Annotated in this window: 22 protein-coding genes; 15 read left to right on the plus strand and 7 right to left on the minus strand. The window is 69.2% G+C overall.

Annotation, left to right across the window (positions count from 1 at the left end; all coding sequences use genetic code 11):
* Window positions 1-4: 4 nt before the first annotated feature.
* Window positions 5-370 carry a DUF3140 domain-containing protein gene (locus ACFLIT_RS14855; RefSeq protein ID WP_479912030.1) on the minus strand — a complete coding sequence of 122 codons (366 nt, stop codon included), beginning with the start codon at window positions 368-370 and terminating at the stop codon, window positions 5-7.
* Between the two features lie 186 nt (window positions 371-556).
* On the opposite strand from ACFLIT_RS14855, the gene coxB reads away from it, so the two are divergent.
* The 13 genes from coxB (at window position 557) to ACFLIT_RS14920 (ending at window position 13,766) form a co-directional block, all read left to right on the plus strand.
* Window positions 557-1,459: a cytochrome c oxidase subunit II gene (gene coxB, locus ACFLIT_RS14860; RefSeq protein ID WP_479912031.1), complete on the plus strand. Its 903-nt coding sequence runs from the start codon at window positions 557-559 to the stop codon at window positions 1,457-1,459.
* A gap of 18 nt (window positions 1,460-1,477) precedes the next feature.
* Window positions 1,478-3,139: a cytochrome c oxidase subunit I gene (gene ctaD / locus ACFLIT_RS14865; RefSeq protein WP_479912032.1), complete on the plus strand. Its 1,662-nt coding sequence runs from the start codon at window positions 1,478-1,480 to the stop codon at window positions 3,137-3,139.
* A 117-nt stretch (window positions 3,140-3,256) separates the two neighbouring features.
* The gene (gene cyoE / locus ACFLIT_RS14870; RefSeq protein WP_479912231.1) at window positions 3,257-4,264 is read left to right on the plus strand and encodes a heme o synthase; all 1,008 of its coding nucleotides are present in this window, start codon (window positions 3,257-3,259) and stop codon (window positions 4,262-4,264) included.
* Window positions 4,261-4,413, plus strand: coding sequence for a hypothetical protein (locus tag ACFLIT_RS14875; protein ID WP_479912033.1), 153 nt, complete (start codon window positions 4,261-4,263; stop codon window positions 4,411-4,413). The genes cyoE and ACFLIT_RS14875 overlap by 4 nt, the downstream gene beginning before the upstream one ends.
* Window positions 4,414-4,420: 7 nt before the next feature.
* Window positions 4,421-5,062, plus strand: a complete 642-nt coding sequence (locus tag ACFLIT_RS14880; RefSeq protein ID WP_479912034.1) for a cytochrome c oxidase assembly protein — start codon at window positions 4,421-4,423, stop codon at window positions 5,060-5,062.
* Between the two features lie 58 nt (window positions 5,063-5,120).
* Window positions 5,121-5,990, plus strand: a complete 870-nt coding sequence (locus ACFLIT_RS14885; protein ID WP_479912035.1) for a cytochrome c oxidase subunit 3 — start codon at window positions 5,121-5,123, stop codon at window positions 5,988-5,990.
* A 1-nt stretch (window position 5,991) separates the two neighbouring features.
* Entirely contained in the window at window positions 5,992-6,357 is a 366-nt protein-coding gene (locus ACFLIT_RS14890) for a DUF983 domain-containing protein (RefSeq protein ID WP_479912036.1), read from the plus strand.
* A complete protein-coding gene (locus ACFLIT_RS14895; RefSeq protein ID WP_479912037.1) occupies window positions 6,344-7,099 on the plus strand; it encodes an SURF1 family protein in 756 nt (251 codons plus the stop codon). The genes ACFLIT_RS14890 and ACFLIT_RS14895 overlap by 14 nt, the downstream gene beginning before the upstream one ends.
* Window positions 7,100-7,109: 10 nt before the next feature.
* Window positions 7,110-8,507 carry a threonine synthase gene (thrC, locus tag ACFLIT_RS14900; protein WP_479912038.1) on the plus strand — a complete coding sequence of 466 codons (1,398 nt, stop codon included), beginning with the start codon at window positions 7,110-7,112 and terminating at the stop codon, window positions 8,505-8,507.
* Window positions 8,504-9,769 carry a M16 family metallopeptidase gene (locus ACFLIT_RS14905; protein WP_479912039.1) on the plus strand — a complete coding sequence of 422 codons (1,266 nt, stop codon included), beginning with the start codon at window positions 8,504-8,506 and terminating at the stop codon, window positions 9,767-9,769. Before thrC ends, ACFLIT_RS14905 begins: the two co-directional genes overlap by 4 nt.
* Before the next feature lie 37 nt (window positions 9,770-9,806).
* Entirely contained in the window at window positions 9,807-10,385 is a 579-nt protein-coding gene (locus ACFLIT_RS14910) for a GNAT family N-acetyltransferase (protein ID WP_479912040.1), read from the plus strand.
* A gap of 46 nt (window positions 10,386-10,431) precedes the next feature.
* Window positions 10,432-12,102: a putative bifunctional diguanylate cyclase/phosphodiesterase gene (locus ACFLIT_RS14915; protein WP_479912041.1), complete on the plus strand. Its 1,671-nt coding sequence runs from the start codon at window positions 10,432-10,434 to the stop codon at window positions 12,100-12,102.
* 92 nt (window positions 12,103-12,194) lie between these two features.
* Window positions 12,195-13,766, plus strand: coding sequence for a L,D-transpeptidase family protein (locus ACFLIT_RS14920; protein WP_479912042.1), 1,572 nt, complete (start codon window positions 12,195-12,197; stop codon window positions 13,764-13,766).
* A 3-nt stretch (window positions 13,767-13,769) separates the two neighbouring features.
* Here ACFLIT_RS14920 and ACFLIT_RS14925 read toward each other — a convergent pair whose 3' ends face one another.
* The 3 genes from ACFLIT_RS14925 to ACFLIT_RS14935 all read right to left on the minus strand — a co-directional run bounded on the left by ACFLIT_RS14925 (window position 13,770) and on the right by ACFLIT_RS14935 (window position 18,138).
* The gene (locus tag ACFLIT_RS14925) at window positions 13,770-15,041 is read right to left on the minus strand and encodes an aminotransferase class V-fold PLP-dependent enzyme (protein ID WP_479912043.1); all 1,272 of its coding nucleotides are present in this window, start codon (window positions 15,039-15,041) and stop codon (window positions 13,770-13,772) included.
* 9 nt (window positions 15,042-15,050) lie between these two features.
* Window positions 15,051-17,438: a TonB-dependent receptor plug domain-containing protein gene (locus ACFLIT_RS14930; RefSeq protein ID WP_479912044.1), complete on the minus strand. Its 2,388-nt coding sequence runs from the start codon at window positions 17,436-17,438 to the stop codon at window positions 15,051-15,053.
* A gap of 133 nt (window positions 17,439-17,571) precedes the next feature.
* Window positions 17,572-18,138 (minus strand): YqgE/AlgH family protein, encoded by a 567-nt coding sequence (locus ACFLIT_RS14935; protein ID WP_479912045.1) that lies wholly within the window; start codon window positions 18,136-18,138, stop codon window positions 17,572-17,574.
* A gap of 114 nt (window positions 18,139-18,252) precedes the next feature.
* On the opposite strand from ACFLIT_RS14935, the gene ACFLIT_RS14940 reads away from it, so the two are divergent.
* Entirely contained in the window at window positions 18,253-18,735 is a 483-nt protein-coding gene (locus ACFLIT_RS14940) for a redoxin family protein (protein WP_479912046.1), read from the plus strand.
* A 78-nt stretch (window positions 18,736-18,813) separates the two neighbouring features.
* On the opposite strand, the gene ACFLIT_RS14945 is transcribed toward ACFLIT_RS14940, so the two are convergent.
* The 3 genes from ACFLIT_RS14945 to ACFLIT_RS14955 all read right to left on the minus strand — a co-directional run bounded on the left by ACFLIT_RS14945 (window position 18,814) and on the right by ACFLIT_RS14955 (window position 22,632).
* Window positions 18,814-19,791: a ThuA domain-containing protein gene (locus ACFLIT_RS14945; RefSeq protein WP_479912047.1), complete on the minus strand. Its 978-nt coding sequence runs from the start codon at window positions 19,789-19,791 to the stop codon at window positions 18,814-18,816.
* Between the two features lie 20 nt (window positions 19,792-19,811).
* Window positions 19,812-20,756 (minus strand): ThuA domain-containing protein, encoded by a 945-nt coding sequence (locus ACFLIT_RS14950; RefSeq protein ID WP_479912048.1) that lies wholly within the window; start codon window positions 20,754-20,756, stop codon window positions 19,812-19,814.
* Window positions 20,757-20,877: 121 nt separating this feature from the next.
* Window positions 20,878-22,632 carry an acyl-CoA dehydrogenase family protein gene (locus ACFLIT_RS14955; RefSeq protein WP_479912049.1) on the minus strand — a complete coding sequence of 585 codons (1,755 nt, stop codon included), beginning with the start codon at window positions 22,630-22,632 and terminating at the stop codon, window positions 20,878-20,880.
* A gap of 92 nt (window positions 22,633-22,724) precedes the next feature.
* On the opposite strand from ACFLIT_RS14955, the gene ACFLIT_RS14960 reads away from it, so the two are divergent.
* A complete protein-coding gene (locus ACFLIT_RS14960; RefSeq protein ID WP_479912050.1) occupies window positions 22,725-23,672 on the plus strand; it encodes an L-threonylcarbamoyladenylate synthase in 948 nt (315 codons plus the stop codon).
* Window positions 23,673-23,676 lie beyond the last annotated feature (4 nt).

Here is a 23,676-nt window from a genome sequence, read left to right on the forward strand (position 1 = left end):
AGCGTCAAAGAAACGGCAGGTCGTCGCGCATCGGGTCGTGGCCCCAGTTCATCAGGGCGTGGCGCCAGCGGGACGACCAGGGGGCGCGCATCGGCCGACCGGGGCGGTGGCGGCGCACGAAGCCGATGACCTTGCGCATGTGGGCGTAGTCCGCGTCGTCCAGCGCGTCGTCCGATCTGGCCAGAATGGCGATGATTCGGCGGGCCGATTGGCGGCCGACCGATTCCGCCTCGCCAGGGCGCGTGAAGCCCACGCGGCGGCTGTCGTCGGTTTCCAGGAAGGCCGCGATTTCCGCGGCGGACATGTTCACCACCGCCGTGAACGCGCGCCGAATTTGCGCTCTATCGGGGCTCGACTGCTTCGCGGCCATCATCTTCCGCCGGTTGAGTGAGACTTTGTAGCGTTTGGAGGCGCCTCTAGCGCCTTGGCAAGCCTTGGCGTTCCGCGTATGGACCCCTCAAGGCGGCGAGGGTGGGGTACCCGCTCGCGCGCTCAGACGTCAGGCGAGGCGGTCCAATTGTCCGGATCGTCCCCTGCTGAACGGACCGTGAGGGATATGAAGGCGCAGTTTTCGGGGATGCGGCGGCGGGCGACGGCTCTGGCCGCGGCTTGCGCGGGTATGGCTTTTAGTGGCGCGGTTTACGCCCAGGAGCTGATGGGGCAGCCCACGCCGGGCGGTATCGGTCTGCAGCCGGCGGCGGCGCCCCTGAAGCATGACGCGCACTTCTTCCACGACGTGATCCTGATGCCGATCATCACGTTCATCACCCTGCTGGTGCTGGGCCTGCTGATCTACATCATCGTGCGCTTCAACAAGCGCGCGAATCCGGTTCCGGCCAAGTTCACGCACAACACCACCGTCGAGATCGTCTGGACCGTTCTGCCGGTCCTGATTCTGATGTTCATCGCGGTGTTCTCGTTCAAGCTCCTGTTCGCCTACCACGACACCCCGAAGGCCTACATGACGGTCAAGGCGACCGGCTATCAGTGGTACTGGGGCTACGAATATCCCGACCAGAAGATTTCCGAGGAAATCTCGGGCCTGCTGCCGGAAGAAGAAGCCAAGGCCAAGGGCGTGCCCTTCCGCCTGGCGGCGACCACTCCGCTGGTGGTGCCGGTCAATCAGGTCGTCCGCGTGCAGGTCACCGGCGCCGACGTGATCCACTCCTTCGCCCTGCCGGCCTTCGGTCTGAAGGTCGACGCCGTTCCGGGCCGCCTGAACGAGCAATGGTTCAAGGCCGAGAAAATCGGCACCTTCTACGGCCAATGCTCGGAACTGTGCGGTGTCGACCACGCCTTCATGCCGATCGAGATCAAGGTCGTCAGCCAGGCCGATTTCGACGCCTGGGTCGCCTCCAAGACCGCGCCGCCGGCGCCGGCCGAGGCCGCCCCCGCCGCCGCTGCTCCGGCTGAAACTCCCGCTCCGGCTGCGGCCCCCGCCGCCGCGCCCGCCGCCTAAGTTCAAGGTAAGAGACCGATGGCCACCGCCGCCGCTCACGATCACGATCATCACGATCACGACCACAAGCCCAGTTTCTTTGTCCGTTGGTTCTTCTCGACCAACCACAAGGACATCGGCACGCTCTACATCCTGTTCGCCATCATGGCCGGGATCGTGGGCGGCGCCCTGTCGGGCCTGATCCGCGCCGAGCTCGCCGAGCCGGGCATCCAGATCTTCAAGGAAGGATCCTGGCTGGCCCAGACCGGTTTGGTCGAAGCCTCCAAGCACGGCTATAACGCCGTGGTCACCGCCCACGCCCTGATCATGATCTTCTTCATGGTCATGCCGGCGATGATCGGCGGCTTCGGCAACTGGTTCGTTCCGATCATGATCGGCGCGCCGGACATGGCCTTCCCGCGGATGAACAACATCTCGTTCTGGCTGCTGGTCGCCGCCTGGGTGCTCATGCTGACGTCGATGTTCGTCGACGGCGGTCCGGGCCGGGGCTTCGGCGGCGGTTGGACGGCCTATCCGCCGCTCTCGACCACCGGCCACGCCGGGCCGGCCATGGACTTCGCGATCTTCGCCCTGCACGTCGCGGGGGCGAGCTCGATCCTCGGCGCGATCAACTTCATCACCACCATCTTCAACATGCGCGCGCCGGGCATGACCCTGCACCGCATGCCGCTGTTCGTCTGGTCGGTGCTGATCACCGCCTTCCTGCTGCTGCTGTCGCTGCCGGTTCTGGCGGGCGCCATCACCATGCTGCTGACGGACCGCAACTTCCACACCCACTTCTTCGACCCGGCCGGCGGCGGCGACCCGATCATGTACCAGCACCTGTTCTGGTTCTTCGGTCACCCCGAGGTGTACATCCTGATCCTGCCCGGTTTCGGCATGATCTCGCACATCGTGGCCACCTTCTCGAAGAAGCCGGTGTTCGGTTACCTCGCCATGGCCTACGCCATGGTCGCCATCGGCTTCGTCGGCTTCGTCGTGTGGGCGCACCACATGTACACCGTCGGCATGAACATCAATCTGCGCGCCTACTTCGTGGCCGCGACGATGGTCATCGCGGTTCCGACCGGGGTTAAGATCTTCAGCTGGATCGCCACGATGTGGGGCGGCTCGCTGGACTTCAAGACGCCGATGCTGTGGGCGATCGGCTTCATCTTCTTGTTCACCGTCGGCGGCGTGACCGGCGTGGTGCTCTCGAACGCCGGCATCGACTACTCGCTGCACGACACCTACTACGTGGTGGCCCACTTCCACTACGTGCTGTCGCTCGGCGCCGTGTTCGCCATCTTCGCGGGCTTCTACTACTGGTTCGAGAAGATGTGGGGCGTGCGCTACAACGAGTTCCTCGGCACGCTGCACTTCTGGATCACCTTCATCGGCGTGAACCTGATCTTCTTCCCGCAGCACTTCCTCGGTCTGCAGGGCATGCCGCGCCGCTACGTCGACTATCCGGAAGCCTTCACCCAGTGGAACAAGCTGTCCACCGACGGCTACATGATCACCGCCTTCGGGGTGGTCGTGTTCCTGGTCATGCTCGCCGAGGCGGCCGTCCGCCGTCGTCCGGCCCGGGCCAATCCGTGGGGCGAGGGCGCCACGACGCTGGAATGGACGCTGCCTTCGCCGCCGCCGTTCCACCAGTTCAACGAGCTGCCGGTCATCAAGGCCGACAGCCACCACTGAGTACCTTCGCCCCCGTTCGGTCAGCCTTGTTGCAAGGAGGTCCGGCCGGGGGCGTCGCATTTTGCTGAAAGGCGCGGCCTCGTTCGCTAGAACGCGTGGATGCCGCGACCCAAGACCATGACCGACGCCGCCATCGCCCCAGTGGGATCGTCCGCTTCATCGCCCGCCGCCGCTCGGCCGGCGCGCTGGCAGGACTATGTCCAGCTGCTGAAGCCGCGCGTCATGTCGCTGGTGGTGTTCACCGCCCTCACCGGGCTGGTCGCCGCCCGCACCCCGATCAATCCGGTGATCGCCGCCATCTCGGTGCTGTGCGTCGCCGTCGGGGCCGGCGCCTCCGGCGCGCTGAACATGTGGTTCGACGCCGATATCGACGCGGTGATGAAGCGCACCCGCACCCGCCCGGTCGCTTCAGGCAAGATACAGGGCGCCGAGGCCCTGACGCTGGGCGTGGTGCTCAGCCTGTTCGCCGTGATGCTGATGGGCATGGCCGCCAACTGGCTGGCCGCGGGCCTGCTGGCCTTCACCATCCTGTTCTACGCCGTGGTCTACACGATGTGGCTCAAGCGCTCGACGCCGCTCAACATCGTCATCGGCGGCCTCGCCGGCGCTTTGCCGCCGGTGATCGGCTGGGCGGCGGTCACCGGCGCGACGCCGTTCAACGCCTGGCTGATGTGCGCCATCATCTTCATGTGGACGCCGCCCCATTCCTGGGCGCTGGCGCTCTACACCAGCGAGGATTACGCCCGCGTCGGCGTGCCGATGCTGCCCGTCGCCAAGGGGGCCAGGAACACCCGCCTGCAAATCCTGCTCTACAGCCTGGTCTTCGTGCCGATCGCCATCGCCCCCGCCTTCACCGGCCTCGGCGGCGCGCTCTATCTGGCGGTCTCCAGCCTCGGCGGCCTGGGCTTCCTGCTGATGGCCTGGCGCGTGTTCCGCAGCCGCGCCGGCGACGCCCCGGACGACCGCCGCGACGACGGGCTCTATGACGTCAAGGCCGGCGCCAAGGACGCGCGCAACCTGTTCGCCTATTCGATCCTCTACCTGTTCAGCCTGTTCGCGGTGCTGTTGGTCGAGGCGGCCGCCGGCTGGCCGGCGCTGAACATGCTGGCCGGAGTTGTCCGATGAGCGATCCCAAGCGCGAAAGCGAAGAGTTCGCCAAGGCGCGGCGCGGCCGCAACATCGCGCTTGGCGTGGCTCTGGGCGTTTTCGTGATCCTGGTGTTTGTCGTCAGCTTCTACCAGATGAGCCGCGGCACGCCCGCCGGCCACTTCTGAGGGCGCCATGTCCGACTCTCTCGCCCCTTCGCCCCGCAACGGCCGACTGGCTCTGATCCTCGTCGGCGTGTTCGTCCTGATGGTCGGCGCCGCCTTCGCCGCCGTGCCGCTCTACAAGATGTTCTGCCAGGCGACCGGCTTCGACGGCGCCGTGCGCAAGGCCGAGGTCGCGCCGACCACGGTGCTGAACAAGACGGTCGACGTACGCTTCGACACCAACGTCCGCGGCCTGCCCTGGGCGTTCACCGCCGACCAGCTGAGCCAGACGATCAAGATCGGCGACACGGGTCTCGCGTTCTTCAAGGTGACCAACAAGGGAACCAAGCCGTGGACCGGCCGCGCCTCCTACGGCGTGGTGCCCGAATCGGCCGGAGCCTATTTCCAGAAGCTCGAATGCTTCTGCTTCACGGATCAGACGATCCAGCCGGGCGAGACCAAGGAATTCCCGGTCGTCTATTTCGTGGACCCGCGCTACGCGGAAGACTTCGAAACCAAGGGCAAGGCCGAGATCACCCTGTCCTACACCTTCTTCCCCACCGACGAGGACGCAGCGACCACGGCGGCGGCGGAAAAGGCCCAAGAAACTGAGCAAGCGAAGCGCGTCGCAGCGGTTCCGCCTCTTGGCGGAAGCGCGGCGGCGAGGCTATAGCACGAGCGTATTCATCCACGGGCCCGGCCCGTGGCGAGCGAGGGGACGAAAGAGGCTCATGGCCCAAGGCGTGAAGCACGACTACCACCTGGTGAACCCGAGCCCGTGGCCCCTGTTGGCCTCGGTGTCGGCCACCGTGATGTTCATGGGCCTGGTGGTCTGGATGAAGGGCGCCCTGGGCATCGAGAAGGGCCAGTGGTGGCTCTTCGCGACCGGTCTGGTCGGCCTGCTGGCCGTCGCCACCCTCTGGTGGGCCGACGTGATCAAGGAAGCCAACCAGGGCGATCACACCCCGGTGGTCTCCATCGGCCTTCGCTACGGCATGATCATGTTCATCGCCTCGGAGGTGATGTTCTTCGTGGCGTGGTTCTGGATCTTCTTCGAGATGGCCCTGTTCCATGAGCATCGCACGCTCTCGGCCATCGCCGAGGTGCGCGACGCCTGGGCCGCCTGGCCGCCCAAGGGCGTCGAGCTGGTTCCCGCCTGGCACCTGCCGCTGGTCAACACCCTGACCCTGCTGCTCTCCGGCACCACCGTCACCTGGGCGCACCACGCCCTGCAGCAAGGCGACCGCAAGGGCGCCAAGTTCGCCCTGATCCTGACCGTCGCCCTCGGCGTCCTGTTCACCTCGATCCAGGCCTACGAGTACAGCCACATCCTGCACGAGAACGCCTTCTTCTCGGAAGAAGCCACCAACTCGGGCCTCTACGGCTCGGCCTTCTTCATGGCCACGGGCTTCCACGGCTTCCACGTGCTGCTGGGCACCATCTTCCTGCTGGTCTGCCTGCTGCGCCTGATGGGCGGCGGCTTCACCCCGAAGCAGCACTTCGGCTTCGAAGCGGCGGCCTGGTACTGGCACTTCGTGGACGTGGTGTGGCTCTTCCTGTTCGCCTTCATCTACGTGATCTTCGGCACGTCCGGTCACTAAGGTGTCGTCATCGCCGGCGAAGCCCTATCTCGCGGGCCTCGCCGGCCGCTGCCCCAACTGCGGGCAAGGCCGGCTCTTCGCCGGCTTTTTGCGTATCGGGCCGGCCTGCGACGGCTGCGCCTTTCCTTTGGCCAAGGCCGATTCCGGCGACGGTCCGGCCGTGTTCATCATCATCGTCGGCTTCCTGATGGCTTTCGGCTCCCTGTTCGTCGACGTCGCCTATCACCCGCCCGTCTGGGTGCACCTGGCGGTCCTCCTGCCGCTGACCGTGCTGCTCTGCGTCGCCCTGTTGCGGCCGATGAAGGGGCTGCTGGTCGCCGCCCAGTTCCACAATCACGCCTCGGAGGCTGGTCGTGGCGACGTCTGAGGCCAATCCGCGCGGCTTCCCGGTCGGCCTGACTATCGCGGTCGCCATCTGCCTGGGCATCCTGCTGGTCCTTGGCGGCTGGCAAATGAAGCGCCTGGCCTGGAAGGAAGACCTGCTCGCCCGCATCGCCGCGCTGCAGTCCGCGCCCGCCCAGCCGCTGGAGGCCGTGCTGGCCAAGGCCGCGGCCGGCGGGGACGTCGACTTCACCCGCGTGAGCGTCGATTGCCCCGGCCTGGCCAAGGCGCCCTTCGCCGAGCTCTACGCCCTGCGCGACGGCGAGGCCGGCTCGCGCATCGTCTCGGCCTGCGCCCTGCCAGCCGGTGGGGCTTACGACAGCGTGCTGATCGACCGCGGCTTCGTGGCCGACACCATCAGCGCCCGCCCGCCGGTGGACGCCGCCGACCGCACCCCGCTCCGCATCGTCGGCGTGCTGCGCAAGCCAGACCCGCGCAGCTGGGCCGCTCCGGCGGACGATCCGGCCCACCGCCGCTTCTACACGCGCGACGCGGCCGCCATGGCCGGCCCCCTGGGCGCCGCCAGGCCCGCGCCGCTGTTCCTGCTGGCCGAGACCGCCAGCAATCCGGAGTGGGCGGCCTTGGTCCCCGCGCCGGTCCCCGCCGACATTCCGAACCGGCATCTCGAGTACGCCCTGACCTGGTTCGGCCTTGCCGCGACCCTGGCCTGCGTCTATGCCGCCATGCTCTGGCGCAGGCTGCGACCCGCGCCCGCACCAAAGGCCTGACGATTTTCCGATGAACTACGTCTCCACCCGCGGCCGCGCGCCGGCGATCGGCTTTCTCGACGCGGTTCTCGCCGGACTGGCGCCCGACGGCGGCCTCTATGTGCCCGAGACCTGGCCGACCTTCACCCGTGAGGAAATCGCCGCCTTCGCCGGCCGCCCCTACGCCGAGGTCGCCGCGGCCGTGATCGGCAAGTTCGCCGACGGTGAGATCGAGCCGGACGTGATCGACCAGCTGTGCAGCGAGGCCTACGCCAGCTTCACCCATGCCGCCGTCACGCCGGTCAAGCAACTGACCGACGGTCTGTTCCTGCTCGAGTTGTTCCACGGCCCGACCCTGGCCTTCAAGGACGTGGCCATGCAGCTGCTCGGGCGGCTCTACGACCACGTGCTCGCCCAGCGCAACCAGTCGATGACCATCGTCTGCGCCACCTCGGGCGACACCGGCGGCGCCGCCGTCGAGGCGTTCCGCGGCCGCTCCAACGCCCGCATCGTCGCCCTCTTCCCCGAAGGTCGGATCAGCGAGGTCCAGCGCCGGTTCATGACCGCCGCCACCGAGTCCAACGTCCGCTGCGTGGCCGTGCAGGGCACATTCGACGACTGCCAGGCGATCCTGAAGGACAGCTTCGCCGACGACGACTTCCGCACCGCCGTGCGGTTGTCCGGCGTCAATTCGATCAACTTCGCCCGCATCGCGGCGCAGTGCGTCTACTACTTCACGGCCGCCGCGGCCCTGGGCGCGCCGCACCGCGAGATCGCCTTCGCCGTGCCGACCGGCAATTTCGGCGACGCGTTCGCCGGCTATGTCGCCAGGACCATGGGCCTGCCGATCTCGCGCATCGTGGTCGGCACCAACGATAACGACATCATGGCCCGCGCCTTCGAGGAAGGCCGCTACGCCCGAGGCCAGGTGGCGCACACCACCTCGCCGGCCATGGACATCCAGATCGCCTCCAACTTCGAGCGTCTCTACTTCGAGTGTGTTCGCCGCGATGGTCTGGAGACGGCGCGCGCCTTCCAGGCCTTCGCCGAAACCGGCGTGCTCGATCTGCCGCCCGCCGCCTTCGCCGCCATGCGCGACCTGTTCCGCGGCGTCTCGGTCAACGAGAACGAGGTGGCCCGCACCATGGTCTCGGTGATGAACGAGACGGGCGAGATGATCGACCCGCACACCGCGGTCGGCGTCGCCGCCGCCCGCCGCGCCGGCCCGCCGACCCCGGCCACGCCGCTGGTGGTTCTGTCGACCGCCCACCCGGCCAAATTCCCCGAGACGGTCACGCCCACGCTCGGCGAAGCCCCGCGCATGCCCCGCGGCGTCGCCGACCATTCGGATCGCTCGGAGCGCTTCGATCGCCTGCCGGCCGATGCCGAAACGGTGAAGGCTTACGTCCGGGCCTTCGCCGCGAATTGACCGCCCGGCTGCATACCCTCGCCAACGGCGTCCGGGTGCTCTGCGATCCGATGCCGGGCCTGGAGACCCTGGCCCTGTCCGTCGTCGCCGGCCGGGGCGCCCGCAGCGAAGACCCCGCCCGCAACGGCTGGTCGCACCTCCTCGAACACATGGTGTTCAAGGGCGCGGGCCGACGCTCGGCGCGCGACATCGTCGAGGCGGTGGAGGCCGAGGGCGGCAGCGTCAACGCCGCGACCGGCTATGAGCGGACCAGCTTCCAGATCCGCGCCCTGGCGGGCGGGGTGCCGCTGGGGCTTTCGGTCTGCGCCGACCTGGTGCTGCGCCCGACGCTCGACGCCGGAGACCTGACCAAGGAAAAGGCCGTCATCGCCCAGGAGATCGCCGAGGCCGCCGATACGCCCGACGACCTGGTGTTCGATCTCGCCCAGGGCGCGGCCTTCGCCGGCCAGCCGCTGGGCCGACCAATCCTCGGCTCGGTCGAGACCCTGGAGCCGGCCGACGTCGCCGCCCTCGCCGAGTGGCGCGCCGATCTCTACGCCCCGGACCGGCTGGTGGTCAGCGCCGCCGGCGCCGTCGACGAGGACGAACTGTTGCGCCTGGCCGAGGCCGAGTTCGGCCATCTCGCCGCCGTCGCCGACCGCCCCCCGCCGGACGCCGCCGTCTTCACCGCCGGTCACGCCGGCGAGTCGCGCCGTCTGGAGCAGGCCCACGTCGTGCTGCTGCTGGCCGCTCCCGGCGCACGCGATCCCGACTACTTCGCCCTGCGCATCTTCGCCGAGGCCCTGGGCGGGGGGATGTCCTCCCGCCTGTTCCAGGAAGCGCGAGAGGCGAGGGGCCTCGCCTACGCCATCGACGCCTATGCCGAAACCTACGCCGATGTCGGCCTGCTCGGCATCTACGCCGGCTGCGCGGCGGGTGACGCCGCCGAGCTGGCCCGCGTCGCGGCGGGCGAGCTGAAGGCCCTTGCGGCCGACATTCATGAGGCGGAGCTGGCCCGCGCCAAGGCGCAGCTGAAGGCCGCCCTGTTCATGGCCCGCGAGCAGCCCCTGCACCGCGCCGAGGCCGCCGCCGGTCAGGCGCTGTTGTTCGGCCGTCCGTTCGGCCCAGGTGAACTGGCCGCGGCCATCGACGCGGTGACTTCGGCCGACATCGCCCGCCTCGGTGAGCGTTTGCTGGAACCGCGGGCCAGCGCGGGCGCTGTGCTGGGCGCGAAATCGGCGCTGAAGGCCGCGGGCGTGTTCGATCGCGCATTGTTCGGCTAGTCTGTCCGCTGAACGCCTCGGCCGTCGGGAGCCCTGCTTGGCCCTGCTTGATTGGACATCCGCCACGGAGCCCCCGGTTCTCCAGGGCGATGGCGTGCGTCTGCGCCTGCCGCGCTGGGGCGACTACCGGTCCTGGCGCGCCCTGCGCGAACAGTCGCGCGATTTCCTGCAGCCGTGGGAGCCGAGCTGGGCGCCCGACGACCTGACCAAGCTCGCCTTCCGCCGGAGGCTTGCGGCCTATCGTCGCGAACTCGATCTCGGCGAGGCCTACGCCTTCTTCATCTTCCGCCAGGACGACGCCTTGGTGGGGTCTCTCCGCCTGTCGAACGTGCGGCGCGGCGTCAGCCAGACCGCCACGCTCGGCTATTGGATCGGCGAGCCGTACAAGCGCCGGGGCTATATGTCGGCGGCGGTGAAGACGGTGCTGCGGTTCGCCTTCGGACCGCTCGGCCTGCACCGCGTGGAGGCCGCCTGCATCCCCGATAATCACGCCTCGGCGAATCTTTTGCTGAAGGCGGGGTTTGACGAGGAGGGATATGCCCAGGGTTATCTGAAAATTAACGGCGAATGGAGAGACCATCGCCTGTTCGGGATACGCTCACACGGCGGGATGTGATCGGCTGAACAAGAGGGCGCCGCTGCACGGCGCGGAACCGGACGGCATGTCGCTGCCGCAGTCGAATAACCGCTTCTGGGACGCGGCCATGGTGCTTGAGGCGCTGGGGGCCGCCGAGACCCTGCTGTGGACCTGGGAGCCGGGCGAGGATCGCCTGCGCCTGTCGGGCGCCGCCAAGACCATGGGACTGGGTCCGCTCGCCCCGGAGTGCTCGTCCACCGCCTTGCGCGCCTTGGCCCTGCCGCACGAGCGCGCCCTGGCGGAGGATTTGCTGCGCGTGCGCGAGCCAGGCTCCCCGATCGACGTGCGCCTGACCATGCGCGGCGGCCAGGCCTGCCTGTGGCGCGGAGTCTGGCTGGAGGATGGCGTTCGCGCCGCCGGGGTCGCCGCCCTCGAATCGCGCTTCATCCCGGCCGACAGGGACGCCCTGACCGGTCTCTTGGCCCGCCGCAGCTTCCTGGCCGCCGCCCGCGAACGCCTGCAGCGCGCCGGCCGCCACGTGCTGGTCACCGCCGACCTCGACCGCCTGAGCCGCCTCAACGACGCCCTGGGCCATGAGCGCGCCGATCTGGTGCTGGCCGCGCTCGGCTCGCGCCTCGCCGCCGCCTTTCCGGAAGACGCCGTGGCCGGCCGCGTGGGCGAGGACGAGTTCGCGGTGCTGATCGATCCTGTCCGCTGTCCGGCCGCCTCGGAGACGCTTCGGACGGCGCTGGAGAAGCCGCTGCGCATCGCGGGCTTCGACATCCACCCGACGCTGTCCATCGGGGCCGTCACCGCCGATGGAGGCGAGGATGCGCCGGAGGCCGCCGAGCTGCTGCGTCGCGCCGAGCTGGCGGTCGAGGCGGCCCGTTCAGGCGGCCCCGGCGGCGTCGCCGCCTATGGACGCACCCTGGAGAGCGACGGCCTTTCGCGGCTGGCCCTGGAAAGCGATCTGCGCGGGGCGATCAATCGCGGCGAGATCGGCCCCTTCTACCAGCCGGTGGTGCGCCTGGCCGACGGCGCGCTCTATGGCTTCGAGGCCCTGGCGCGCTGGCGCCACCCCCGCCGCGGCGTCATCCCCCCGGACGACTTCCTGCCGCTGGTCGAGGAAATGGGCCTGATGGCCGATCTCGGCCGCTACATGCTGCGCGCCTCCAGCGCCCAGATCGCGGCCTGGCGTCAGCGCCACCCCGCAGCCGGCGACCTCAGCGTGGCGGTGAACCTCTCGGCGGGCGAGATCGAGGGGCCGGACCTGATCGCAGACGTCACCCAGGTGATGGCCGAGCACGACCTGCCTCCAGGCGCTTTGCGGCTGGAGGTCACCGAGAGCGACATCATGCGCGATCCGGATCGCGCCGGCGCCGTGCTCGCCGCCCTGCGCAGGGCCGGAGCGGGCCTGTCGGTCGACGACTTCGGCACCGGCCACTCGGCCCTGTCCTACCTGTCGCGCCTGCCGTTCGACACGCTGAAGATCGACCGCTACTTCGTGAAGACCCTGACCACGCACGAGGCCTCGGCCAAGATCGTCCGCTCGGTCGTGGGACTCGGCCGCGAACTGAACATGAAGGTGGTCGCCGAGGGGGTGGAGAACGCCGGCCTCGCCGAACGCCTGCTCAATCTCGGCTGCGACTATGGCCAGGGTTACGGCTACGCCCCCGCGCTCTCACCTTCGGAAGCCGAGGTCTATCTCAACGAAGCCTACGCCGACGGCGCCGCCCCGCTGCGCAAGCACGCCTAAGGCCTGTAGAGGCCAGATGAGGTCATGGCGTCGGTAGACCCCTTTCCTGGTCGCAAATGGAACCTAAGCCTTGGCGCGAGCCTTCCTTCGGCATGTGCCTGACCCCGCTTGAGCTCCCGCAGCCGCCGTCCTCCCGTCGCCCCCGCCCATCGCAACGCCTGACCGCGCTCTCAGCCGTGCTGGGCGTGCTGATCCTCGTCGGCGGATGCGACCGCGTGGGCTCGTCGTTCGGGGAGGGGCCGCCCGCGGTCTCGGCCGGGGCGCTGAAATCCGCCGCCGAGGACCCGGCGGTGCGCAAGTTCTACGAGGCGCGCCAGTGGCGGGCGGCTTGGTCGAAGCGCGACGCCGCCGCGCTGCTCGATGCGCTCAAGGACGCGCCCCGCCATGGCCTGGACGGCTCGCGTTTCACCGGCCTGATCCGCGAGGCGAGCAACCCGGCCGAGCGGGACGCCGAACTGACCCTGGCGGCGCTCAACTACGCCGAGGCCCTGGCCCGAGGGGCGGTCGATCCGCGCAAGCTGTTCAAGGTCTACGCCATCGAACGACCGTCGACCGACATCGTCGGCGGTCTGGCCGAAGCCCTGCGGACCCACGACGTGGAGCGCTGGGTCGAGGGACTGGCGCCGCAGGACGATGAGTATCGCGCGCTATCCGACGCCTACATCGCTTACCACGACCTGGCCGCCGATCCGATCACCGGCGGGCCGCCCTTGCAGCCCGGCGACGGCGGGGCGCGGGTGGACGCGGTCGCGGCCTGGCTGCACGGCGGGGGTTACCTGCCGGCGGAGGCGACGGTGAGGAACGCGGCTTTCGACGATCGGTTGGCGGGGGCGCTGCGGAACCTCCAGAGAGCCGCCAAGCTGCCGGTGACCGGTCAGCCGGACGAGGCGACCCTCAAGGTGATGAACGACGCCACGGCGTTGCGAGCAAAGCGGCTGGCGGTCAACCTCGAGCGGCGGCGCTGGCTGCCGAGGGAGGTTCCCGACACCCGGATCGACGTCAACATCGCCTCGGCCGAGATGGTCTATCTGCACGACGGCGCGTCGGTCTGGGCCAGCCGGGTGGTGGTCGGCGATCCGGACTCCGAGCGCCAGACCCCGCAACTGCTCGGCGCCTTCGACCAGCTGGTGGTGAACCCGCCGTGGGTGGTGCCGGCCGGCATCGCCGAGAAGGAGATCCTGCCGAAGGGCGAGGCCTACATGGCGTCGGAGCGGATGACCGTTCAGGACGGCAAGGTGATCCAGCTGCCGGGCCCCGACTCTTCACTCGGCCTGGTGAAGTTCGACATGCAGAACCCGCATGCGATCTACCTGCACGACACGCCGGCCAAGGCGCTGTTCGCCTCGGCGGAGCGGCATCGCAGCCACGGCTGCGCCCGCGTGGAGCGGGCCGTCGAGTTCGCGCGGTTCCTGGCCAAGGAGCGCGGGCGCGTCGAGGCTTTCGACAAGGCCCTGGCGACCGGCGAGACCGGCACGGTGGCGCTCGGCGAAAAGATTCCCGTTCGGCTGCTCTACACCACCGCCTATCGGGATCCGAGCGGCAAGCTGGCCTTCACGGACGATCCCTATGGCTGGGACGACAAGGTCTCCACCGCGCTCGGGCTTGGGCCTCTGACCGCGCCGCACGCGGCCAGCCAGCCGGTGGCGGCCCTGCTCGGCCCGTAGGGCTCAAGCCAGGCTGCGCAGAGCCTTGGCCAGGGCGTCCATGTCCTCCGCCGTATTGATGAACGACGGGGTCACGCGCACGCAGGCGCCGCGCGCCGGCCCGGCCCGTTCGATGGTGAAGATCCTGTACTGGTCGAACAGGCGTCGGCGCAGGGCCTCGTTGTCGGCCATGCTGGTCTTGCCGGTCAGGCGGAACGAGGTGATGCCGGCGTGCAGCTCCGGATCGTCCGGCGTCAACACCTCGATGCCGGGTACGCCGCGCACCTGCTTCACCCAGCGGTCGCGCAGCCAGCGCAGGCGGGCGGCCTTGGCGGCCCCGCCGATGCTCTCGTGCACGTCGATGGCGTCCGATACGGCCAGCACGGCGGCGTAGTTGGTGGTGCCGGTGTGGATGCGCAGGTCGATGCGGTCGGCCTCGGCCGGCTTCAGATAGGCCAGTTCCAGCGGCGAGGGATCGATGGCGGCCAGCCGCGCCTTGCGGATGTAGACCACCCCGACGCCCAGCGGCGCGCCGATCCATTTGTGCAGGTTGAGGCCCGCGAAATCGACGCCGAGGTCGCGCAGGGCGAACTCGGTCTGGCCGAGGGCGTGGCCGCAGTCGAGCAGCACGTCGGCGTTGCGCGAGCGGGCCAGGGCGGTGATTTCCCGCACCGGCGGGATCAGGCCCGTGCGATGCGACAGGTGGGTCAGCAGCACCAGGCGGATGGTTGGGTCGGCGCGCAAGGCCCGGTCATAGGCGTCGATCAGCGACTGTCTGGTCGCCGGCTCCGGCAGGTCGATGCGGATGACCCTGACGCCCCGGCTGCGGGCCAGGCCTTCGACGCCGGCCTGCATGCTGTCGTAGTCGAGGTCGGCGTAGAGCACGGCGTCGCCGGGCCGCAGCCGGTTGTAGCCCTCGATCAGCACCTGCATGGATTCGGTGCCGCCGCGGGTGAAGGCGATCTCGTCGGCGTCGACGCCGAGCAGCTTGGCGGCCTTGGCGCGTACCGCCGCGAGGTCGCGGTTCACCGCGCCGCGCGTGTAAAGCGTCGTCTCGCGGTTCACCCGCGCGGTATGGGCCTCGAAGGCGGCGCGGGTGGCGCGGGCCATGGCTCCGAAGTGACCGTTCTCCAACTGCACCACGCCCGGAGGCGGCGCGTCGTAGAGCGCCGCCACCTTGGCCCAATGCGCAGCGTCGTCCGGTGCGGGGACGGCGGCGAGGGCCGCCCCGGCGGGCGCGGCGGCGGCGACCGCCAGAAGGCCGCGCCGGGAGATTCCGCCTTCGATCCGCTGCATCGCAGGTCCTCAGAAGCGCAGGTTCAGCCGCGCGTAATACTGGCCGCCATTGGTGTCGTAGGGCGCGTTCCGGGAATAGACCAGGCCGCGGCTGGCCTGGAAGACCGCCTCGTCCGGATAGGTGTCGAACACGTTCTCGGCGCCCACGCGCAGGCTGACGTTCGGGTTGATCGTCCAGGTCGCCGCCACGTCCACCAGGGTGATGGCGCCGAAGGCTTGGAAGATCTCGCCGGTGGCGTTGCCGGTGCTGTCGGTCCACTCGCCGTAGTAGCGGGCGCGGCTCATCAACTCGATGGGGCCAATGGTGTAGGTCGCCGAGGCGGTGACGTTGTGCTTCGGACGCGACTCCTCGAACAGGAGCTTCTGAGTGGCGCTGCCGCTCAGGTTCCCGCTGCGCACCTCGGTCTTGTTGTAGTTGTAGGCCCCCATCAGGGCGATGCGGCCCGGGCCGAGGTCGTGGTTGTAGTTGACCACCGCGTCGATGCCCGAGGTCTGGGTGTCGAAGTCGTTGGTGAACCAGTTGATCGAGGTGAAGGACTCCGCGCCGGGCACGCCCTGGGCGATCAGCTGGGCGCGTATGGCGGGAGTCACCGTCACGGTCGGCGAGGTCGAGAAGCGCTTGTCGACATTGATGCGGTAGGCGTCGAGGGAGCCCGACAGGCCCATGTCCGTGCGCCACACGAGGCCGGCGGTCAGGGTGTCCGATTCTTCCGGTTGCAGCGGCTTGGCGCCGAGGAAGGCGGCCACGGGGCTGATCGGCGACAGGCGGCCGGAGGTGAACAGTTGCAGGGTCACCGTGTCGAGACCCTGCGAGGTGCTGGTCGAATTCAGCTGCCCCGGCGTGGGAGCCCGGAAGCCCGTCGAATAGGAGGCGCGGACCGCGACGCCGTCGGAGAACTGGTAGCGGGCCGCCACCTTGCCGTTCACGGTGTCGCCGAACTCGGAGAAGTCCTCGTAGCGGATGGCCGCGCCGGCGCTGAACTGTTCGGTGAACTGAGCTTCGACGTCGAGATAGCCGGCGTAGCTCGTCTGATCCCATTCGCCGGCCTGGGTGGGCCCGAAGCCCGGGAAGCCGTTGGAGTTCGGCGCGAGGCCCGCCGAGGCGCCCGGGCCAACGGCGTAGGAGGCCGGGTCGCCCTGATTGATCGTGTAGGTCTCCTTGCGGCTCTCAGCCCCGAAGGCGACGTTCAGCGGCTCGGCCAGACCCACCGGCACGCGCCAGACCGCGTCGAGGTTGCCGTTGACCTCGGTCTGCTTGAGTTGGCCGAGGTAGAAGTTGCGGGGGCTGTCCGGCCCCATGGAGGCGTTGATCGAGTTGTTCAGGATGAAGCGGCTGGCGTTCTGGCCGTAGGAGACGCTGGCGTCCCAGGTGAAGATGTCGCTGTCCTTCAGGCGCAGGCCGCCGACCGTCTGGAAGTCGCGGGCCTTGATGCCCTCGATCGGGGTGAAGCCGCCCGGATAGATCGTGCGCAGATCGAAGCCCGGGAACACCGCGGTGGCGCGATAGATGGCCGGGTTCTGATCCGGGTTGCGCCAGTTGATGTCGTTCATGCCCTCGGTGGAGGTGAAGGTCCCGAAGCCGTAGAGCTCGGCGCGACCGACCGGCAGGGCGGCGTTGGCCGCCAGCTGATAGGTGGTCAGATCGGGATTGCCCCAACGCTGCACGGGGTTGTCGATGGCGATGCCGGGGTGGGCGTTGGCGAAATCGATGGCGTCCTGGCGTTGGCGGCTGCGGGAGGTCAGGCCCTGGTCGGCCATCTCGAAGGTCACCGAGGCGTGACCGCCCTCGGGGAAGGCGAAACCGGCGCGGCCGCCGACGCGGCTCGTCTGTCCATCGCCCTCGTAGAACTGTCCGGTCTGGGCGAAGGCGGTGAAGCCGGGCTTTTCGTCGAGCAGGATGTTGATCACCCCGGCGATGGCGTCCGAACCGTATTGGGCCGAGGCGCCGTCGCGCAGCACTTCCATGCGACCGACGGCGGAGGTGACGATCTGGGCCAGGTCGGGGCCCTGGGCGCCGCGCGCGCCGAGGAAGGCCGAGCGGTGGAAGCGCTTGCCGTTGACCAGCACCAGGGTCTGGTCGGGCGACAGATTGCGCAGCGTCGCCGGGCGGATGAACTGCAGGCCGTCCGAGGTCGGCAGCTTCTGGACGATGAACGACGGGATCTGTTGAGCCAGGTTTTCGCCGAGCTGGGCGGTGGCCGAGGCCTGCAGCGTCTGGGCGTTCAGCACGTCGACGGGAGCCAGGGTGGTGAAGGGTGTGCGATTGGCGTCGCGCGTGCCGGTGACGATCACCTCCTCGACCGCGCCGGTGTCCTGGGCGCGCACCGCCGTGGCGGCGACAGCGATGGCGAACGTCGCCGAGGCGCAGAGCGCGGCCTTGAAGTGGGTCTTGGTCATGGCGGTTCCCCCGATCTGGTCGGGCTCGCCTGTGGAGCAGGTGCGTGAAAGATTTTCGAACGCGCGGCGAAATTTTTTGCACGTGCGAAGGGGTCGCGCGCGAACCCTTCGCATCGATAAACCCAGGGTGTTGTTACGCCCTTCCGGCCGCGGCGGTCAGGTGGCTGGGGTCGATGCCCAGCTTGGCGAGGGCGCGCTCCCATTTGTGGGCATGATCGTCGCCGAACAGAATCTCGTCGTCGGGTTCGGCCACCAGCCAGACGTTTTCGCGCAGCTCCCGCTCGATCTGGCCGGCGCCCCAGCCGGCGTAGCCGAGCGCGAGCAAGGACCGGCGCGGGCGCAGGCTGTCGTTGGCCATGGCCGTCAGCACGTCGCGGGTGGTGGTCAGCGACAGGCCGCCGCCGATGGCCAGGGTCGATCCGGCGCTGTCGAAATCGTCGGTGTGCAGCACGAAGCCGCGCTCGCGCTCCACCGGTCCGCCCAGCAGCACCAGGCCGGCCGGGGCGCGGATGGCGTTCTCGACATCCAGCCGGGAGAGCAGGTCGGCCAGGCTCAGACCCTCGACGGGCTGGTTCACCGCCAGGCCCATGGCCATGTCGTCGTCGTGGGCGCACATATAGACCACGGCGCGTTCGAAAGGTTCTTCGATCCCCGGCATGGCGATCAGCAACTGGCCGGTCAGCGAGACGTTGGTGTCCATATCAAGAGGATCGGCGCCCGAAGCGGCAGTTTCAAGACAGTACGGTTGGCCGAACCTCAGTTCCCGACTATCTGCGACAGACCGGCGCAGGGCCGGCTTGCCAGGAGCACTCCCATGACCGTTCAAGTCGGCGACAAGCTGCCTTCCGCCACCTTCATGACCCCGGGCGCCGATGGCCCGCAGCCGATCACCAGCGACGAGATCTTCAAGGGCAAGCGCGTCGTGCTGTTCGCCGTGCCCGGCGCCTTCACTCCCACCTGCTCGGCGCGCCACCTGCCGGGCTTCAAGGATCACGCCGGCGACATCAAGGCCAAGGGCGTGGATACGATCGCCTGCGTCTCGGTCAACGACGTCTTCGTGATGAAGGCCTGGGCCAAGGACCAGGGCATCAGCGACGAAGTGCTGATGCTGGCCGACGGCAACGGCGATTTCTCCAAGGCCGTCGGCCTGGACTTCGACGGCTCAAAGTTCGGCATGGGGCCGCGTTCGCAGCGCTACTCGATGGTCGTCAACGACGGCGTCGTGGAAGCGCTGAACGTCGAGGAGGCCGGCCAGTTCGAGGTTTCCTCGGCCGACTACATGCTGGCACACCTCTAAGACGCGCCTGATCGACATGAAAAAAGGGCGGGAGGCTCGCGCTTCCCGCCCTTCGTCGTTTCAGGGGCTTCGCGGCCGCTACTGGCCGGCGATGGCGCGGTCGGCCTCGGTCTGCGGACCGCGCGCCGGTTGCGCCGGCGGCTTGTAGTCGACCAGCTCGTCGACATTGGGGCGCTTGCCGGCCCAGGCGATGCCGCGCAGCACCAGGTCGCGGTACTGCGGGTTGGAGATGTTGGAGTAGGTGTGGCCCTGCATCCAGACGAAGGCGCGGGCCGTCGTCGTGCCGCCCGGCTGGGTGTGCTCATAGCTCCAGATCTGCGGCACCGTCTGCCCGGCCGAGCCCACGCGGGTGGTGTTCTCATTGGTCGGGAAGGTGGTGGTGGCCAGGGCGTGCACACCCGCCTTGGCCCAGGTCATCTTGAAGAAGGCTTCATCCTGCAGGACCGAGCCGTCGACGAAGCCCTTCATGATCGGGCTGGCCTTGTCCTTGACGTCGTACTTGATGGCGAACTGCGAGAAATTGGTCTCGCCGTGCCGCTTCGCGCCGCCCAGGATCTCGGCGTACCAGACCGGATCCGGACCGCACATGGAGTCGTGCAGCAGCACGATGCCGCCGCCGCGCTTCACGTAGTTCTCGAGCGTGGTCCGCTCGGTCGGCGACATGTAGCCGGTGTCGCCCTTGTACATGACGATGACGTCGGTGTTCTTCAGCTCGTCCGGCGTCGGGAAGTGCACCGAGCCGTCGACCACCGCGCCTTTTTCCGTCAGCAGCTTGGACCAGTCGGCGAAGAACTGCGGATAGTCGTGGAAGCCTGGGCCGTGCGTCTTCAGGCCGGCGCGGATGTAGACGTGCGTCCCTTGCAGGTTCTGACCCGGGATGCGCGGCGCCGCCTCGTTGGGATTTGGCGGCAGGAACGCCGGACGCGCCGGGCGAGCAGCCTGGCCACCCTGGGCGGGCGCGGCGGCGGGAGCCTGGCGGGCGGCCACCAGTTGCGGCGCGACAAAGGCTGCGCCGCCGAGAAGGGCGGCGCAGAGAAGAGCAGATCTGAGGTTCATGACGGCTCCTCGGGCCCCGATCAGCCGGCGGCCGGGCGCGGAGCCCGTTGCGGCTGGGCCGGCGGCTTATAGTCCACCAGTTCGTCGACGTTCGGACGCTTGCCGGCCCAGGCGATGCCGCGCAGCACCATGTCGCGGTACTCCGGCGTCGTCAGGTTCTTGTAGGTGTGGCCTTGCATCCAGACGAACGAGCGGGCCGGTTGGCCGCCCGGCAGGGTGTGCTCATAGGTCCACATCTGGGGCACCACCTTGCCGACGGCGCTGCCGCCCACGCCGTTGCGGGCCGAGGGGGTGTCCGGGATCACGGTGGTGGCCAGGACGTGGATCTCAGGGCTCTTGGCCCAGGTCATGGCGTAGAAGGCTTCGTCGAAGACCGCGTCGCCGTCCTTGACGCCCTTCATCAGCGGGCTGGCCTTGTCGACCACCGTGTAGGCGAAGTTGGCGCCCAGCGTGAAATTCACCTGACCGTGCTTCTTAGCGCCGCCGAGGATGGTGGCGTAGTATTCCGGGTCCGGGCCGCACATGGCGTCGTGCAGGGCCACGATGCCGCCGCCGCGCTTCACATAGGCCTCGAGATTGGCCTTCTCGGTCGGGGTCATGTAGCCGGTGTCGCCCTTGTACATGACGATGACGTCGACATCCTTCAGCTCCTCGGCCGTCGGGAAGTGGTACGAGCCGTCGACCACCGCGCCGTGCTCGGTGAGGATCTTCGAGTAGTCGGCCAGGAACTGCGGATAGTCGTGCTCGCCTTCGCCGTGGGTCTTGAGGCCGGCGCGCAGATAGACGTGCATGCCGTTGACGTTCTGACCCTGGATGCGCGGGAAGGCGTTCGGGTCGCGCGGCGTTTCCGGGATGCCCGCGGCGGCCGGCGGACGGGCCGGCTGCTGAGCCATCAGGTGCGGCGCGATCGCCATGGCGCCGACGGCGACAGCCGCGGCCGAGAGAAGGGCGAGCTTGGACTTCATGGTTTCCCCCTAAGGAACCGGTTGAGAGCGTTTGGCCGGCCGGGCGTTTTCTTGGTTTTGAGTCCGGGGGCGGTCAGGGCTGCATATTGCATACAGTTAGGCCGCCGTCGAGCGGCCGTGCTCAGGCGCCGAGTACATCGGCGCCCGTTTCAGCCAGTTCCGCGGCCCCCTGCTTCACAGCCTCCGCCAAACCGGGGGCGCCGGTCAGAATCTGCTCGGAAAACAGGCGGGCGAGGGCCGTCTTCGAGGCGCGCCAGGCAGCGTCGTCCGGACCCGCGTCGGCGTTGGCGAACAGCGCTCCCCGCGCCAGCATCCAACCGCCGACGACATCGCCCGCCAGACGCAGGAACGGCGTCGCCCCGGCCAGGGCGTCGGGCGCGCCGCGATGCGCGATCAGCCAGGTGGTCGCCGCCTCCAGGGCGTCGGCGCCGGCCAGCAGGCGGGCCTTCACGCCGGCCAGATCGCCATCCAGCGCCTGGACCTCGCCGCGCAGTTCGGCGATCAGGTCGGCCATGGCCGCGCCGCCGTCGGCCAGCTTGCGGCCCGCCAGATCGATGGCCTGGATGCCGTTGGTGCCCTCGTAGATCGGCATGATGCGGGCGTCCCGATAGTACTGGGCCGCGCCGGTCTCCTCGATGAAGCCCATGCCGCCGTGCACCTGCAGACAGGCCGAGGCCACGTCGACGCCGATGTCGGTCGACCAGGCCTTGGCGATGGGGGTGAGCAGGGCTTCGCGGGCGCGGGCTGCCTCGCGCTCGCCCGGATCGGCCGAGGCGCGGCCGAGATCGGCGCAGACGGCCGTGGCGAAGCAGAGACCGCGCGCGGCCTCGATCTTCGCCTTGCTCAGCATCAGGGTGCGGCGCACGTCCGGGTGGTCGAAGATCGGCGCGTAGTTTTCGCCGGTCCAGGCCGAGCGGCCCTGACGCCGCTCCTGCGAGAACGCCAGGGCCCGCTGATAGGCGCGTTCTGCGATGCCGACGCCCTGCACGCCGACCATCAGACGGGCGGCGTTCATCATCGTGAACATGGCCGCCAGGCCGTTGTGCGGCTGGCCGACCAATTCGGCCTTGGCGCCCTCATACAGCATCACGCAGGTGGGCGAGCCGTGCAGGCCCATCTTGTGCTCAATGCCGCCGACCCGCAGGGCGTTGCGCTCGCCCAGCGCGCCGTCCTCGCCGACCAGAACCTTGGGGGCCAGAAATAGCGAGATGCCCTTCACCCCCTCCGGCGCGTCGGGCAGGCGGGCGAGCACCAGGTGCAGGATGTTGTCGGTGGCGTCCTGGTCGCCCCAGGTGATGAAGATCTTCTGGCCATAGAGCTTGTAGCCGCCCTCGCCGTCAGGTTCGGCGCGGGTGCGCAGGGCGGCCAGGTCGGAGCCGGCCTGCGGCTCCGTCAGGTTCATGGTGCCCGGCCATTCGCCGCTGACCAGCTTGGGCAGGTAGAGCGCCTTCTGGCGCTCGGAGCCGTGGACGTCGATCGCCTCGATGGCGCCCAGGGTCAGGGTGGGCCAGATGCCGAAGGCCAGGTTGGCGGCCTGGATCATGTCGAAGATCGCTGCCTCCAGGGTCTTGGGCAGGCCCTGGCCGCCGTGTTCGACCGGGGCGGCCAGGCCGTTCCAGCCGTCGGCGCTGAAGCGGCGATAGGCGTCTACAAAGCCGGCGGGGGCGGTGACCTTGCCGTTCTCATAGCGGGCGCCCTCGCGGTCGGCCGACTGGTTGAGCGGGCCGACGACGTCGGCGGCGAACTCGCCGGCGGCGGTGAGGATGGCCTGGACGGTGTCGGCGTCGGCGTCGGGGAACGCGTCGGAAAGACGGTCGAACCGGCCTGCGCCCCGCAGGCTGAACAGGATGTCGCGGATCGGGGCCTTGTAGCTCATGCGGACGCTTCCTCTCGTTGCGGCGAGCCTAGCGCCGCCCGGCGACGGCGGCAAAACTTGACCCTGGGTCAGCCGCCCGCCATCTGCCGGGGATGGCCAACGAAGACGATATCCAGGCGGCCGCCAAAGCGCTGCGCGAGGGGCGGCTGGCGATCCTGCCGACCGAGACCGTCTACGGGCTCGGCGCCGACGCCTCCAATCCCGTCGCCGTGGCCGCGATCTTCGAGGCCAAGGGCCGTCCACGCTTCAATCCGTTGATCGCCCATGTCGCCGACCTGACCGCCGCCCGCGCCATAGCTCACCTCGACGACCGCGCCCTCTCGTTGGCCGTCGCCTTCTGGCCAGGCCCCCTGACCCTGGTCGCGCCCTATATCGGCGGCGAGGCCGTCTGCGACCTCGCCCGCGCCGGACTCGACACCATCGCCGTCCGCGTGCCGTCGCATCCGACGGCGCGCGCCGTGCTGGCCGCCGCGGGCCGGCCGGTGGTCGCGCCCTCGGCCAATCGTTCGGGCCGCCCGAGCCCCACCAACCACGCCGACGCCCTGGAGGAGACCGGCGACGCCGCCGCCGTCGTCCTTGACGGCGGCCCCTGCGCCATGGGCCTGGAATCGACGGTGGTAGCCGTGCTGCCGGACGCGCCGCTACGTCTCCTACGGCTGGGCTCGATCCCCCGGGAAGACATCGAACGGGTCGCCGGGGTCATGCTGGCCGAGGCCGAGACCGACGCCAAGCGCACGCCGGGTCGCCTGGCCGCCCACTATGCCCCCGACGCTCCGGTGCGGCTCAACGCCGAGGGGCCGCGCGCCGGGGAGGTGTTCCTCGACTTCGGGCCTAATCCGCTGGCGCTCGGCGAAGGGCCCGACATCATGAATCTCAGCCGCGTCGGCGACCTGAAGGAGGCCGCCGCCAACCTCTTCGCCATGCTCCGCGCCGCCGACCGCCGCCATCCGGCGGGCATTGCGGTCGCCCCGATCCCCAACCACGGCCTCGGCGAGGCGATCAATGACAGGCTGAAACGCGCGGCGGGGTTCGTCGGCTAGATTC

This window comes from Caulobacter sp. HJHS_5, assembly GCF_056683955.1.